Raw genomic sequence first — 15,295 nt, 5'->3', positions numbered from 1 at the left:
TTTTATTTCCTTTAACCACATCAGTTAGTTTTTATAATAAGCAAGTTGGGAACATAATTCATTTTGTTTTTTTTATCCATAATACTGCAGCTTATAACGCCTTTTCAAATAATAATATAAATATTTTCAAAACCATTTCACAAAATATTAGCTGCAGGATTTTTTAATAAGTAAAACAGGTCAAAAGTAATTTCTTCTTAAATAACAGTTTTATAAGGGGCCGCGGAAAGATTTATCTTTTTGCGGTTTTTTATGAGATTTTACCCCATTTGTTTTTCCCTTTATAGTATTTTATATAATAATTTTTGATGATCAGATTTTCTGCTCTGCTTAACATGGGATCTGTTTCCAGAATTTTTTCTATAGCATTTTTTGTGGTCTTTATGATGGCGGAGTCCTGTACCAGATCCAGTCTTTTAAAATCTACCACGCCGCTTTGCTGGGTTCCCAGGATATCGCCCGGCCCGCGCAGCTGCATATCAACCTCCGAAATTTTAAATCCGTCATTGGTTTCAGTCATGGTTTTAATACGGGTTCGGCTCTCCGTTGAGAGTTTATCTGAGGTCATTAGGATGCAGTAGCTTTGTTCAGCGCCTCTTCCTACACGTCCGCGCAGCTGGTGAAGCTGTGACAATCCGAATCTTTCAGCACTTTCGATCACCATTACCGAAGCATTGGGAACATTTACTCCTACCTCTATTACTGTGGTGGCTACCATGATCTCCGCTTTTCCGGAAGCAAAATAATTCATTGCGGTATCCTTTTCATCGGGTTTCATTCTTCCGTGGAGCATCGTTACATTGTAATCGGAGAAGGATTGCATCACATGGTCAAGCCCTTCCATTAGATTTTTATAGTCCAGCGTTTCGGATTCTTCAATTAACGGATAGACAAAATAGACCTGCCGTCCTTTTTTGATCTCATCGCGGCAGAAATTGTAAACAAAAACCCTGTCTTTTTCCCGTCTGTGAGCTGTAATGATCGGCTTTCTTCCAATGGGCATTTCATCGATAACGGAAACATCCAGATCCGAATAGAAGCTCATCGCCAGAGTTCTGGGAATAGGAGTAGCTGTCATGACCAGAATATGGGGCGGAATTTTGTTCTTAGCCCAAAGTTTGGCCCTCTGTGCCACCCCAAACCTGTGCTGCTCATCTATAATGGCTAATCCAAGCTTTTTAAAACGGACCTTATCCTCCAGTATGGCATGTGTTCCTACCAAAATAGAAAGTTCCCCGCTCTCAAGCTCTTCATGGATGATTTTTCTTTCCGAAGCCTTTGATGATCCGGTTAAAAGCCGGACTTTAATATCAGTATCTTTTAACAGGTCTTTTATCCCGTTATAATGCTGTTGGGCAAGGATTTCGGTAGGCGCCATCATACAGCTTTGAAAGCCGTTATCCATTGCGATCAGCATGGTGAGTAAAGCGACCATTGTTTTTCCGGAGCCCACATCGCCCTGCAAAAGTCTGTTCATCTGAATAGGCTTCTTCATATCCTGGCGTATTTCCTTTAGCACTCTCTTCTGCGCATTCGTCAGTTCAAAAGGAAGGTGGTGCTCATAAAAATGAGTGAAATAATCCCCGACAATCGGAAAAGGGTTCCCGAATGACTGGGTTTTATGATGAAGTTTTTTTAAACCATATCCCAACTGGAAAAAGAAAGATTCTTCAAATTTTAATCTTTGATCTGCCTTTTCATAATATTCCGTATTTTTTGGAAAATGGATATTTAAATAGGTATTTTTCCGGGAAAGGAATTTGAATGCTTTTATCAGGTAATCCGGCAGGTTTTCCTGAATAAGGTTGGGAATTTCTTTACAGATATTCCTTAAAATAGTCTGAAAGAATTTCTGATTCAGACCTCGTTTTGTCAGTTTTTCCGAGCTTGGATAAATAGGCCTCAAACGATTGTCATTTTCCTTTTTTTCTTCAATTTCTATCTCCGGATGAGGCATAGAGAACTGCTTGTTAAAAAGATTGATCTTCCCGAAAATATAAATTTCCCGGTTAAGGGGAAGTTGCTCCTTCATCCATTTGGAATACTGGAACCATACCAGATCCATTGTCCCGGTATCATCACTGAATTTAGCCGTAAGCCTTTTTGTTCTCCCGGTCTGGATTTCCTGAACCTGGGTTATTTTTCCTTTTAACTGAACATCCAGATTGCTTTCCTGAAGCTGTGCTACTTTATATACCTTATTTTTATCCAGATAACGGATAGGGTAGAAATTAAGAAGATCTTCAACCGTAGAGATTCCCAACACATTCTTAATGAGCTTGGCTTTTTCAGGGCCGATTCCCTTGACGTATTCTATAGAGGTTTCTAAAGTCATCGGATTAAAGCAACAGAAGATTTTTTATAAGAATAGATAATACCAAATATTAATCCGATAACACCGCCAAGGTAGCTGAAATTATGCATGGACCCAACGGATATAAAACTTTTAAAATCAACAATATGATCCGGAATATACCAATGGGAAAATTCAGACTTTGGCTGACCCGATAGTATGAACCAGCCGTATAATAATCCAATGATCCCAACGACAAAGGCAATCAGGATGGCAATAAGAATTGATTGTAGGGAAGTCTTAAACATAGCCCGCCAATTTTGATGACGTAATCCGAAAATACCTAAAATAACCCCGAGAAACATGCCGAACCACCAGGTCGCCAGAAATCCTACAATAGCAACTTTCACCCTAGTACTGAAATATTCTTCATCAATACCGAACTGAATGAATTTAAATTTTGTATAATATTCAGGTGAAATAGTATAGGTGATCTGATCATGAAAAATTCCGTATGCGCCGGCGAACAGGCAGGAACAAAAGGCAACCAGAAAAATGGTTAGATATTTTTTTAAAACGTCCTTCATAAGAAAGCTCTAATTTCGGAAAAATAGAATAGAATTTAAAATTTATCAGGACATTTTACCATGGAGACTGTTTAAACTTATCAAAAAGTATCTTGTATTTTTAAAGCATTAAGGAGGATTTAAGAAATAAAGGATCATTAAAAGATTAATCATTCTGATTTTTAAGCTTAAAGCGAAGCTTATTTTAGTACTCTTAACAACTTATTATATCTTAATATTTCAAGAATAAAAATTTAAATAGCTTCAATAAAAAAGACCTTCAATTGAGTTGAAAGTCTTTTTGTTTTTATTCTTTGATCTTAGATTTAAATTTCTTCTGGTAAACTTCCCATTCTTCCCGGGTTTTAATCTTTTTGTACAGATCTTTCGATATCAGTTCCAGATAGGGTTCCAGCTCCTTTGCAGATAATTCTCCCTGAAGAATTGTGATAGGCCCTCCGTTTTCATCCAGGAAAACGGTACTTGGAACTGCCCCTACATTCATATATTGGGTAAATTCATGTAAAGAATTTCTTCCTCTTTTTTGTTCAGTATTGGTATTAGAAAATGTTCTTCCAAAAATTTCAATGCTGCTTTTTTCTTCTGCGTTAAACTTTACCGGATAATAATTCCCGTTCAGGATTTCAGCAATTATAGGATGCCCGTAAGTATTTTTATCCATTGTTTTGCATGGGCCACACCAATCTGCATAAAAATCAATAAGGATCTTTTTGGGATTGTTTTTTTGCGCTTTTAATGCCTCTTCAATGGTCATCCATTGAACCTGTGCAAAACTTAAACTTATTAATAACAGGCCAATTATGCTTAGGAATTTTTTCATAGAATTTTAGTTACTAATAAAAATAAGCATAATTTGCTTATGATTATTTTACATCTTGCATTAATTTTTTTACATACGGTGATATCAAAATTAATACCACACCTGCAATCACGGCATATAATCCCAGTTGTTTATACCCTTCGGTATAAGTCATCAATGCATCATAATTGGTTGAGCCTTCTTTGGCAGTAGCCATATTTGCCCCGATGATCCCGGCTACATACTGTCCGTAAGCAGATGCCAGAAACCACATTCCCATCATCATTCCCTGAAGGTTTTTTGTGGAAAGTTTGGTCATGATCGATAATCCGATAGGAGAAAGACACAGCTCGCCTAAGGTAATAACCAGTAAAGCCAAAGTAAAGAAATTCAATGAAGTGATCCCTGCAGCATTGGCAAACAATCTTGTGGCAAATAAAACATAATACCCTGCACCGAGGAATATAAAACCAAGCCCGAACTTAATAAGGGTATTGGGTTCTATTTTTTTACTATTCATCCAGATCCAGAGAAGTCCTATAAGCGGAGCTAAGAAGATGATGAAAAATGCTCCTCCTGAATTATTAACGCCATTGGGATCAAGCCCAAGAAGATCATTATTCAGGTTCTTGGCAGCGAAAATACTTAAAGAACCTCCACTTTGCTCATAAATTCCCCAGAACAGGATAGAAAATAAAATGAATACCAAAGCTGCCCAAAGCTTTTTACGCTCTGAAGGAGTTACTTTGCCCATTTCATAAAATAAATAGATCAAAGTCAGTGGTCCGATGGTCCACATAAAATAATCAGTATATTCCGTTTTGGCAACCATGGTCATAATGATCGGAACAAAAATGAGTGATAGTACATATACTCCGTATTCCTTCCATTTTGGCATGGGAGCCGATTTTATTTCAGCTAAAGGATGTCCCGGTTGCAAACCTATGGTTCCAAGGCTTTTCTGAGTGAAAACAAAATTGATCAGACTGATGACCATTACTATGGCCGCAAGCCCGAAGGCAATGTTCCATCTCATATTCTCCGGAATGGAATTTTCCAGAAGCTCACCTTTTCCGATGGCAATGCATAAATATCCTCCCAGTAATGCACCAAGGTTGATCCCGGCATAGAAAAGTGAAAAACCGGCATCTGCTCTTGAATCGTTCGGCTTATACAATTGCCCGACCATTGATGAGATATTGGGTTTGAAGAAGCCTGTTCCCACGACCGTGAAGGCAATTCCCAAAAAGAAGAATTTGTGGGGATCGGCAGCCAGGATCAAACTTCCGACGATCATTAAAAGTCCACCCCAAAAAAGAGATTTTCTGAATCCCAGTATCTTATCGGCAAAAAGACCCCCTATAAAAGTGAATGCATATACGAAAGCCTGCGTAGCCCCATACTGGAGGTTGGCTTCCTTTTCATGGAAATTCAATTGGGAGATCATAAAGAATACCAGCATTCCACGCATTCCGTAGAAACAGAAACGTTCCCACATTTCAGAGAAAAAAAGGCTCCATATCTGCTTGGGATATTTTCCTTTGAAGTTTTGTATCTCTTCCAGAGTTAAGCTCATAATTATTTAATTTGGTTTAAGTTAAATTGTTGTCGCGATCTAATTCAAAACGAATTCTGTCCTGATCAATAATTTGTTTTAATTCTTCTTCTTTAGGAAGATATAATAAATATTTACTTGCAAAAAGATTATTTTTGTCATTGAGTACAGAGTACTTTACAACGGTTTCATCTTTTTCAGTACACAATAAAATTCCTATTGTTGGGTTATCTCCGTCATTTCGCTTCAAATCGTCATACATTCTTACATACATATCAATCTGTCCGATATCCTGATGAGAAAGTTCTCCGGTTTTCAGGTCGATGATTACAAAACATTTTAAGATATAATTATAAAAGACCAGGTCTATATAAAAATCTGAAGTATCTGTAGAAATATGCTGCTGTCTAGCAACAAAGGCAAACCCTTTTCCAAATTCAAGCAGAAATTTTTGGATATGGTCAATAATGGCAGATTCAATATCTTTCTCAGAAATTTTCTCACTTTGTTTTAATCCCAAAAATTCAAAAATATAAGGGTCTTTCAGAACACTGTGGATATTTTCCGATGGAGATTTTTTATGTTCCAAAACTCTCTCATAAGCAAGAGAGCTGATTTGTCTTTTTAGGTCTCTGGAATTCCAGTTATTCTGGATAGATTCATTGATATAATATTCAATTTTTTTCTTATCATCTACTTTTAACAATAATCTGTAATGAGTCCATGTCAATTGTTGACGCAATGCGTCAACAATTGGAAAAGCGAGATAAAACCTGCGCATATTGGAGAGATTGGTATAATCAAAACCTTTTCCAAATTCTAAAGTCAATTTTTCTGAAAGATTCCTTAAAGTATATTTCCCATAAGCAGCCCGTTCTTTTCCATTTTGCTCATCTTCTACAATGAGTTGTCCGATCTGCCAATAGGTAAGCAATAAAGTGGAGTTCGCTATGCGAAAAACTTTCTCGCGCGACTGTTTAATGATTTCCTTTACGGACTGAAATAAAGAATCTTCAGAAACTTCCATCACACGAAAATAAAAAAAACCTCTGACTTTGCAGAGGTTTTTACCATATTTTGATAGAATTACTTTACGCCATGCATCATTCTCTTCAGGACCGGAGAAATTAATGCTAAAATTACTGCTGCAATACCACACAAAACAACGAATACCATAAAGAATTCGAATAAATTGTGAATTTCAAATCCGGCAAAGGTAGGGTTTTGTAATGGTAACTGAGCTTTTTCAAATGCTGCAACCTGATCAGGATTTAAGGTTACTTTTTTATCTAAGACATCTTGTAAGTTTACTCCAATTTCCTGGGCTTTTTTGAACTTATCACCCGTTGCCGGTAGGATTGAACCTAAAGTACCAGCTAAGGCATAGCCTGCTGCATTGGAAATAAAGAATACACCATACAATAATGAAGCAAACCTTTTTGGAGCCAGTTTACCCACCAAGGATAAACCGATCGGAGATAAGCAAAGCTCACCACAGGTCTGGATAAAATAAAGAAGAATGAGCCATTTGATAGCAAGTAAGCCACTATTTCCTAAGTCCTTTACATTGTAGGCTATAATAAAATATGAAAGGGCAATAAGCGCTAAACCTAAAGCTTGTTTAAAGGGAGAAATAGGTTCTTTTCCTTTGGCTCTAAGATTATCCCACATCAAACTGAATGGGACAGCTAATATAACTACAAATAAACCATTGAAGATTTGTACCATTGAAGCCGGCATTTGCCAACCGAATAAGAATGTTCTGTCGGTCTGATTCGATGCAATGAAAGTCAATGAAGAACCTGCTTGTTCAAATGCTGCCCAGAAAAAAATGATGAAAAATGATACGATATAAATTACCCAGATTCTTTGTCTCTCCACCTTATTTTCTGCAGAGCTCATAATGAGGAATGCCAAGGAGATACCGGCAGAATAGATGAAAGGATAAATAATTCCTTTAATCAATTGTCCCATTTCTACAGAACTGAATCCGAATTCACCTACCAATATATATCTGAATACAAAAAACAGTGCAACAAATATTAAACCGGTAATACCCAAAGACGCTCCTGAAAACTTGGCAGTCTGAGTTTCTCCTTCTTCGAAATCTGCACTTGTGTTATGTTTTGGCAATCCGCCGATAGGTCTTCCTTCCGGCGTTACCACATATTTATTTTTTAGGAAAAAGAATATAAGAGTACCCAAAATCATTGCTATTGCGGCAAGAAGGTATCCCCATTTAAAAACATAAGGGTCTTGTTTACCATCAACTACAACGTCTGCAATCATAGGAACAAAATACTGACTCAATAATGCTCCGATGTTAATTCCCATATAAAATATAGTAAATGCAGAGTCTAATTTTGTTTTCTCACTAGGTGGATAAAGACTTCCAACCATTGAAGAAATATTTGGTTTGAAAAATCCGTTTCCAAATATAATTACAAGAAGTCCTAGCCAAAATACACTCTTTGATAAATCAAGATTACCATCAAAGGTACTTGCACTATAGAATAATAATAATTGGCCAATAGCCATTAAACTACCTCCTAAAATAATACAGTATCTGTTACCTAGAAATCTATCCGAAATAAAACCACCTAATAAGGGAGTAAGGTAACATAATGCAAGAAATCCACCATAAATGATAGAAGCATTTGATTCACCTAACATTAAAGCGTGAACCATAAATAGACTGAGAATAGCCCTCATTCCATAAAAGTTGAAACGCTCCCACATCTCTGTGCTGAAAAGAACCCACAAACCTTTCGGGTGTCCTTTTTGCTGAACTGTATCCATATTTATTGTTAATTTTTGTTAAGACTAGCAAATATAGTTTTTTTTGAGTTTTTTACAAGGTTTTAATTTTATTTTAAATAAAAAAGCTGTAGAATCTTTCTACAGCTTAATATTTTGTATTGAAAAAATAAATCAATGTCCTTTTTCCTTCATGATCTTATTCAGCCTCTTAAGCATGGAAAGGCCTAAAAAGGTAGCAAAGATCAACAAGGCAAAATTCACAAGGAAGTAGTTCATTTTATTATCATAGCTGTACCATGTACTTGCCAGAATACCGGAAAGCTTATTCCCTACAGAGTTAGCAAGGAAAAATCCTCCCATCATCAGAGCTGTAATTCTTGCCGGAGAAAGCTTTGAAACAAAAGAAAGTCCCATTGGAGAAAGGCATAGTTCTCCGATTGTGATCACTCCATAACTGGCCACCAGCCACCACGGAGATACTTTTACAGCACCGTTATCACCGGCCATTACCGCCAGAACCATTACTAAACAGGATATTCCTGAAATGAATAATCCTAAAACAATTTTTGTAGGCGTTAGAGGTTCTTTTCCTTTTCTTCTTAACAAAGCCCAAAAACCTACTACAACCGGCGTCAGGGCGATCACCCAAAATGGATTGATGGACTGGAACAATTCAGTATTGTATAAATAAACCTCTTTTTCAGGGTTTTTCTCTAATTCCGAGCGCTGTTCAGGAGAAAGATTTCTAAAATAGATATCTTTTCCCATAGTTTTAATGGTTTTTCCATCTTTATCCTTCTGAGATTGATATTGATCATCATAAACAGGAACTTCTTTATCCCCATAGCCTTTTCCGTCTACCATATAAATACTTTCCAAAGGTTTTTCTAAGGCTGCGGGAACACTTCTGTCCGTATAATAATTGGCCCATCTTGTTAAAGCTGTTCCGTTTTGCTTGAAAACCGCCCAGAAAAACATGCTGACCAAAAAAATGGAAAGTAAAGCACCGATAGATGCTTTTTCATCGGGTTTGGCTTTGAAATAAAGAGAAACATAGAAATAAATAACCGGAATACATGCAAAAATGAAGGCATCCGTATTATCACTTCCTATAATATTACCCGGGATAAACCAGCCGATTGCCCCGGCAATGATTGCAGGTAAGAAAACTTTCATCAAAATCTCAGAAAGCTTGGTATCACCTTCCTGTACAGGTTTCATCTGTGCAGCGTGAATGTAATGCTTTCTACCGATCGTGAAAATAACAAGTCCTATCAGCATCCCGACTCCGGCAGTGATGAATGCTTCTCCCCAACCGAATTTATTACGCATGAAAGCTGCGATGATATTGCATATGAAAGCTCCGATGTTGATCCCCATATAGAAAATATTATACCCGGAATCTTTGTTGGCTTTATAAGGCTCTTCTGAATAAAGGTTTCCTAACAGGGTAGAAATGGTAGGTTTAAAGAAACCATTCCCGATTATAATTAATGCTAAAGAAGTATAGAATAATGGAAGTTCTTTGAAAACACCCATCCCAATATATCCGGCAGCCATTAAAAAACCGCCTAAATAAATAGATTTGATATAACCTAAAACCCTGTCTGCCAAAAATCCTCCGATAAAAGGAGTGAGATAAGTAAGGGCAATATACGTCCCGAAAATATCATCGGCTGTTTTATCCGGAAGGCCAAGGCCTCCTTTCATGCCCGTGGGTTCTATCACATAAAGGACAAAAATTCCGAGAATCAAATAGTATCCGAAACGTTCCCACATCTCGGTAAAAAACAGGTAAGGCAATCCTTTAGGATGTTTAGTCTTCATATTTTCAAATTTCAAATCTCCCAAAAATAGGTTTTTAATTTTAATTCATAAAATAAATTATATCTTGTACTTATGATTAATAAAATGAATATAAAAATCCCCTGCAGTAGAGACTATGCAAGGGATATATTAGTTTTAATTTCAAATTATAAATTTTCCAGAATAAAATCTGTCATTTTTTGATATAACTGAGGTCTGGTATTTCCACCATAAATACTATGGTTTTTATCAGGGTAAGCCATAAATTCAAACTGTTTTTTATTTTGGATCAGAGCTTCTGAGAACTGCATAGAATTCTGGAAATGTACATTGTCATCAGCAGTTCCATGGATCATCAGGAATTTACCTTTCAATAAGCCTGCAAACTCTGTCGGTGAATTTTTATCATAGCCGTCAGTATTTTCCTGTGGTGTTCTCATAAATCTTTCGGTATAAACCGTGTCATAAAACCTCCAGTTGGTTACCGGAGCAACGGCAATTCCTGCTTTGAAAAAATCGGCACCTTTTGTCATGGCCAGGCTCGCCATATAGCCGCCATAGCTCCATCCAAAGATCCCTATCCTGCTTTTATCGATATATGGCTGGTTCCCTAACCATTTTGCAGCGGTAATCTGGTCTTCAATCTCATATTTTCCCAGGTTCATATAGGTTACCTTCTTGTATCTGGCTCCTTTATAGCCTGTACCGCGCCCGTCTACACAGGCTACGATATATCCCTTCTGAACGAGATGGTTGAACCATAATGCATTGCCGTTATCCCAGGAGTTTGAAACCTGCTGTGAACCAGGTCCTGAATATTGGAACATGAATAGCGGATACTTTTTATTGGGATCAAAGTTTTTAGGCTTCATGATCCATGCATTCATCTGGTCACCAGTCTCATTGGGAATTGTGATGAATTCTTTCACTGCAAAATTATCTGCCTGAAGTTTTTTCAGCTGGTCGTTATTATTCTGAAGTTCTTTTAAGATTTTTCCATTACTGTCTTTTAAAACAAAGTTATAAGGTTGAGCCGCTGTAGATGATGTTTCTATGAAGTAGTTATAGTTTTTGCTGAAGCTGGCGGAATTATTCCCCTCGGCATTGGAGATCAGCTGAGATTTCCCGTTTTCAATATTGATCTTGGAAACGACCTTATTGATACTCCCTTTTTCAGTGGTCTGAACGTAGATCTCTTTGGATTTTGGATTGTAGCCATAATAGTCGGTTATTTCCCAATTTCCTTTGGTAACCTGTTTTTTCAGCTTGCCTTCTTTGTCATACCAGTACAAATGGCGGTTTCCATCTCTTTCAGAAGCCCAAAGGAAAGAATTATCTTCTAGGAATTCCAGAGTAGGGCTGTCCATATCTACCCATTTGTCATCAGTTTCGGTAAATAGTTTCTGAACCGCTCCTGTTTTGGTGTTGACTTTCAGGACATCCGATGCATTCTGTATTCTTTCAGAGGTGATCAGAACAATTTCATCAGGCTTTGTTGTCTGGAAGACATTAGGGATATAATAATTTTTAAAAGAACTTAAATCCAATGATATTGTTTTCCCTAAATCCAGACGGTATAACTGTGCTGAAACCATTGCATTTTTTTCTCCTGCTTTTGGATATTTGAAACGCATTTCAGCAGGATAGAGCAATTTTCCGTAAACAGGAATATACACTTCAGGAACTTCGCTTTCATCCGATTTTACAAAAACAATTGCATCGGAATTTTCTGTCCATTCATATTGTCGCGCATGTCCGAATTCTTCTTCATATACCCAGTCTGCCAATCCGTTGATGATAGAATTTTTTCTTCCGTCATTAGTGATCTGATTAATCTTTCCTGAATTCAGGTCCTGATAAAACAGATTGTTATCGACAATGAAAGCTACTTTCGTTGCATCTGGAGAAAATCTGGGTTCCTGAACGGCTTTTCCGTCATTAAGATTGATTATTTTACCTGTTTTCAGATCCTTAACGTCAAATTTTCCTAAAAAAGAGTGCCGGTAAACAGGCTCACTCTCTTTCAGAAGTAGGATTTTAGATTCATCATCAGAAAACTCGTAGCTTTCAAACTGTCCATCAACAATATTTCCTTCTTTTTGGAAAGTTTTATAAGAATATTTTGCAATTCCGCCCTGTTCTATTACCAGGTAATTTTCACCGTTTTTCATAGAAGTAATCCCGGCAATGCCTTTTCCGCGGTAATATCCCGAATATATTTTATCTAAAGTAATTTCCTGTGCTGTTAAGCTTTGAAAAACAGCAGCAATGGTAAAAGTGAATAGGAATTTTTTCATTTCTCAATTTATAAAGATCTCAAAGATATAAAATATTTAAAAAGACGGATGCAATTGTTATGTGAAGCATAAAATATGAAATTAATATTTTGATTAAAATATATCAAATAATTGTGAATTTGTTAAATAATTTAATCAAAAATCGTTTTTTTAAGTATAATAATTATTTTTTTTATTCAAATTAATTATTGTATGATGCGGATTTTTTTTACTTTTGTATAAACACTTGATGATTATGGTTCTGGATTACAATTTTAAAAAGGTATTCTGTTTTTTCTTCTTTACGGGGTTCTCATTTTATTTTGCTCAGGTAGGTATGTACTCAACCCCTGAGATCGACAGTCTTCAGAAAAAGGAGTTTTCGAGGCTGCAGGATATTGGGGATTTTAAAGGAATAGTAATACAGGAACAGGAACTGATCCGGAAATCCGGAGAACTTCATTATACTAAGGGAGAGATCACGGGCTATCTGAATATAGCAAGTTCATTGGTTGTTCTGAACAGAAACAAGGAAAGTATGTATTTTCTTGAAATGGCAGAACGCAAATTGAATAGCTACAACGATGCTAATCTCAGAACCAGGCTGAATATTGTGTATGGTAAAAATTATTCAGCATTGGGCTTAAAAAGGCAATCCAATGAAAGATTGAACAGGGCCATACGGTTTGTCGGAAAGATTTCAGATCCTGAAGAAAGAAAAAAACGGCTGTATCTTATCTATACATGGAAAAGAACGAATTTTGTTAAAATGCAGATGATGGACTCTGTGCTCAGAATGGAGCGCAAGAGTTTGCAGCTATCACCCAATCCTGAGCTTTATGCCGAAATTGCTGAGAGAAATCTGTATGATAAAAAACCGGATTCTGCGGAGTATTATCTTGGCAAAGCTTTATCCTCATGCCAAAAATGCCCTGTAAGACAGAAAGCCTCTGTATTAATGTCTTTTGGTAAACTATATATTGAAAAAAAAGAATATGAAAAAGCACTTCAATATTTTTTTGAATCATTAGCAATTTCCCGGAAAGCAGGATTCAAGAAGATGGATCGGGATGCTTACAAGCTGATCTTTGAAACCTACAAGTTAATAGATAACGCACAAGGGGAAAATGAATATTTAAGAAAGTATACGATCTTAAATGACAGCCTTAATAAAGTTGAAAAAGAAATTTTAAGCATTCCTGTAGAGAAATTACTGAATGAGCAGGCCGAAAATGAGAAGAAAAGCAAAAATAATCTTTATTATATGATCATAGGGATTATACTGGGGGGCGTAGCAATAGTTATAATCATTTTCAATATCTATAAAAGAAGTCAGAAAGAAAAGGATATTCTCATTGATCAAAAAGAAAAAGAAACGGATACTCTGAAGAAAAAGTTAGATACAGTATATGAGGAAGTTGTACAGCTTGCAGTGAATGGGGATCCGTTGTTTATTACAAAATTTAAAGAGACCTATCCTGAATTTTATAATAACCTCATTCATAAGTATCCCCAGCTTACTGCCAACGATATAAGATTCTGTGCAATGATGAAGCTAAATTTCTCTAATAAAGAAATTGCGCAATATGGCAATATGTCCATACGTACAGTGGAATCAAAAAAGTACCGGTTACGCAAAAAAATGAAGATAGAATCTGATATTGATTTTAGCAGTTGGATGTCCTCATTAGAGCATTAGAGTACGAAATTTTTTTCTGTCACAATCTTTGAATTATTTGTAAAATTTGATTGGTAATCTTTAGTTAATAGTAATGGTTAAAAATTTACATTGTTCCTTAAAGAAAGTATGCTTTTTTATCTGTCTGATTTTTGTCACGAATCTGGATGCACAAATATATAGCATTGCGGAAATAGACAGCCTGCAAAAAAAAGAATATGAACGGCTGATGAATATAGGAGATTACAAAGGAGTAACCCTGTTGGAGCAGAAGCTTATCAATTATTCTAAGAAGCTGAATTATAGTAAGGGTGAGATAAGGGGATATATTAATCTGGCCGGATCATTATTAGCATTAAACAGGAATAAAGAAAGTCTACATATTCTTGAAAAAGCAGATGAAAAGCTTAAAGCGCTCAATGACAATGAACTAAAAGCCCGGCTATATGATGTGTATGGAAGAAATTATTATTTTTTAGGGCTGCACCGGCAGGCTGTTAAAAGCTTTGATAGGTCCCTGAAGTTCGCCTATAAGATTAAAGACAGGCAGGAAAGCGAAAGACGTAAGCAAAATGTTTATGACTGGAAAAGATCAAGTTTCAGTTACCTGGGGATGATGGATTCCGTATACAGTAATGAACGTAAATGCATGTTGTCTCCAAGGCCTATGTTATATATAGTTATAGCAGAAAGGCATCTGAGCGCAGAAAATATAGATTCAGCAGAATATTATATTAATAAAGCAAACGATCTCGTATTGGCCAGAAAAGCCCCGCTGGAGGGAAAGGCTAATGTATTAAGGGCATACGGTGAATTATACATAGCCAGAAAAGAATATAAAAAAGCGTTGGAATATCTTTTGGAGTCACTGACTATTACACAAAAAATGGGTAACAGAAGAAGAGACCTGGAAGCTTATAAACTTATTGCCGAAGTGTACAGATATTTAAATGATGTTCAGAATGAGAATAAATACCTGATAAAATATTCCACATTGAATGACAGCATTGTCCGGATTGAAAAAAGTATCCTTGATATGCCAATAGAAAAACTACTGAGCGAACAGGCTGAAGATGAGAAGGTAAATAAAAAGAACCTTTACAATATGGTGATAAGTATTATTCTGGCCTGTACTGCAATGATTATGATACTCCTTAACATTTATAAAGGAAATCAGAAAAAGAAGAATTTATTGATTGATCAAAAAGAAAAAGAAACGGATATTCTCAGGAGAAAATTAAATACCACATATGAAGAAGTAGTGCAGCTTGCCATAAACGGAGATCCCTCATTGATGACAAAGTTTAAAGAAACATATTCTGATTTTTATAATAATCTTACCCTCCGATATCCCGGTCTTACTCACAATGACCTGAAATTCTGTGCATTTATAAGGCTTGGATTCTCCAATAAAGAGATCGCACAATACGCTGGTATGTCAATACGCACCGTAGAATCAAAGAAATACAGGCTCCGTAAAAAGATGGATCTACCACCTGACACTGATTTTAATAGCTGGGTACTGTCATTATAATTAAAAG

The 15,295-nt window shown here is 36.3% G+C and carries 10 protein-coding genes; 2 read left to right on the top strand and 8 right to left on the bottom strand.

Annotated elements, in window-relative coordinates; genetic code table 11:
• Nucleotides 1–250: 250 nt before the first annotated feature.
• The 8 genes from recG to HNP38_RS15600 form a co-directional block, all read right to left on the bottom strand.
• A complete protein-coding gene (gene recG / locus HNP38_RS15635; RefSeq protein WP_184191218.1) occupies nt 251–2,335 on the bottom strand; it encodes an ATP-dependent DNA helicase RecG in 2,085 nt (694 codons plus the stop codon).
• Nucleotides 2,332–2,880: a hypothetical protein gene (locus HNP38_RS15630; RefSeq protein WP_228461079.1), complete on the bottom strand. Its 549-nt coding sequence runs from the start codon at nt 2,878–2,880 to the stop codon at nt 2,332–2,334. Before HNP38_RS15630 ends, recG begins: the two co-directional genes overlap by 4 nt.
• A gap of 286 nt (nt 2,881–3,166) precedes the next feature.
• Nucleotides 3,167–3,700, bottom strand: coding sequence for a thioredoxin family protein (locus tag HNP38_RS15625; protein WP_184191216.1), 534 nt, complete (start codon nt 3,698–3,700; stop codon nt 3,167–3,169).
• 43 nt (nt 3,701–3,743) lie between these two features.
• Complete coding sequence (locus HNP38_RS15620; RefSeq protein WP_184191214.1) at nt 3,744–5,255, bottom strand: peptide MFS transporter; 1,512 nt, start codon at nt 5,253–5,255, stop codon at nt 3,744–3,746.
• 16 nt (nt 5,256–5,271) lie between these two features.
• Entirely contained in the window at nt 5,272–6,261 is a 990-nt protein-coding gene (locus HNP38_RS15615; protein WP_184191212.1) for a YhcG family protein, read from the bottom strand.
• A 59-nt stretch (nt 6,262–6,320) separates the two neighbouring features.
• On the bottom strand, nt 6,321–8,033 hold the full coding sequence (locus tag HNP38_RS15610) for a peptide MFS transporter (RefSeq protein WP_184191210.1): 1,713 nt from the start codon (nt 8,031–8,033) through the stop codon (nt 6,321–6,323).
• 132 nt (nt 8,034–8,165) lie between these two features.
• Nucleotides 8,166–9,821 (bottom strand): peptide MFS transporter, encoded by a 1,656-nt coding sequence (locus HNP38_RS15605; RefSeq protein WP_184191208.1) that lies wholly within the window; start codon nt 9,819–9,821, stop codon nt 8,166–8,168.
• 146 nt (nt 9,822–9,967) lie between these two features.
• Nucleotides 9,968–12,097 (bottom strand): S9 family peptidase, encoded by a 2,130-nt coding sequence (locus HNP38_RS15600; RefSeq protein WP_184191206.1) that lies wholly within the window; start codon nt 12,095–12,097, stop codon nt 9,968–9,970.
• 235 nt (nt 12,098–12,332) lie between these two features.
• Between HNP38_RS15600 and HNP38_RS15595 the strand changes: the two genes are divergently transcribed.
• Entirely contained in the window at nt 12,333–13,775 is a 1,443-nt protein-coding gene (locus HNP38_RS15595) for a tetratricopeptide repeat protein (RefSeq protein ID WP_184191204.1), read from the top strand.
• Nucleotides 13,776–13,848: 73 nt separating this feature from the next.
• Nucleotides 13,849–15,288: a tetratricopeptide repeat protein gene (locus tag HNP38_RS15590; protein WP_184191202.1), complete on the top strand. Its 1,440-nt coding sequence runs from the start codon at nt 13,849–13,851 to the stop codon at nt 15,286–15,288.
• The last annotated feature ends 7 nt before the right edge of the window (nt 15,289–15,295 follow it).

It is taken from the genome of Chryseobacterium defluvii (assembly GCF_014204415.1).
Lineage (GTDB): Bacteria > Bacteroidota > Bacteroidia > Flavobacteriales > Weeksellaceae > Chryseobacterium > Chryseobacterium defluvii_A.
Note: the sequence above shows the minus strand (reverse complement) of the source record. Positions and strands in the feature narration are given on the sequence as shown.

What these genes read in the sequence shown, in the direction of transcription:
- recG (WP_184191218.1), bottom strand. Translation starts at nt 2,335, where the DNA reads ATGACTTTAGAAACCTCTATAGAATACGTCAAGGGAATCGGCCCTGAA.
- HNP38_RS15630 (WP_228461079.1), bottom strand. Translation starts at nt 2,880, where the DNA reads ATGAAGGACGTTTTAAAAAAATATCTAACCATTTTTCTGGTTGCCTTT.
- HNP38_RS15625 (WP_184191216.1), bottom strand. Translation starts at nt 3,700, where the DNA reads ATGAAAAAATTCCTAAGCATAATTGGCCTGTTATTAATAAGTTTAAGT.
- HNP38_RS15620 (WP_184191214.1), bottom strand. Translation starts at nt 5,255, where the DNA reads ATGAGCTTAACTCTGGAAGAGATACAAAACTTCAAAGGAAAATATCCC.
- HNP38_RS15615 (WP_184191212.1), bottom strand. Translation starts at nt 6,261, where the DNA reads ATGGAAGTTTCTGAAGATTCTTTATTTCAGTCCGTAAAGGAAATCATT.
- HNP38_RS15610 (WP_184191210.1), bottom strand. Translation starts at nt 8,033, where the DNA reads ATGGATACAGTTCAGCAAAAAGGACACCCGAAAGGTTTGTGGGTTCTT.
- HNP38_RS15605 (WP_184191208.1), bottom strand. Translation starts at nt 9,821, where the DNA reads ATGAAGACTAAACATCCTAAAGGATTGCCTTACCTGTTTTTTACCGAG.
- HNP38_RS15600 (WP_184191206.1), bottom strand. Translation starts at nt 12,097, where the DNA reads ATGAAAAAATTCCTATTCACTTTTACCATTGCTGCTGTTTTTCAAAGC.
- HNP38_RS15595 (WP_184191204.1), top strand. Translation starts at nt 12,333, where the DNA reads ATGGTTCTGGATTACAATTTTAAAAAGGTATTCTGTTTTTTCTTCTTT.
- HNP38_RS15590 (WP_184191202.1), top strand. Translation starts at nt 13,849, where the DNA reads ATGGTTAAAAATTTACATTGTTCCTTAAAGAAAGTATGCTTTTTTATC.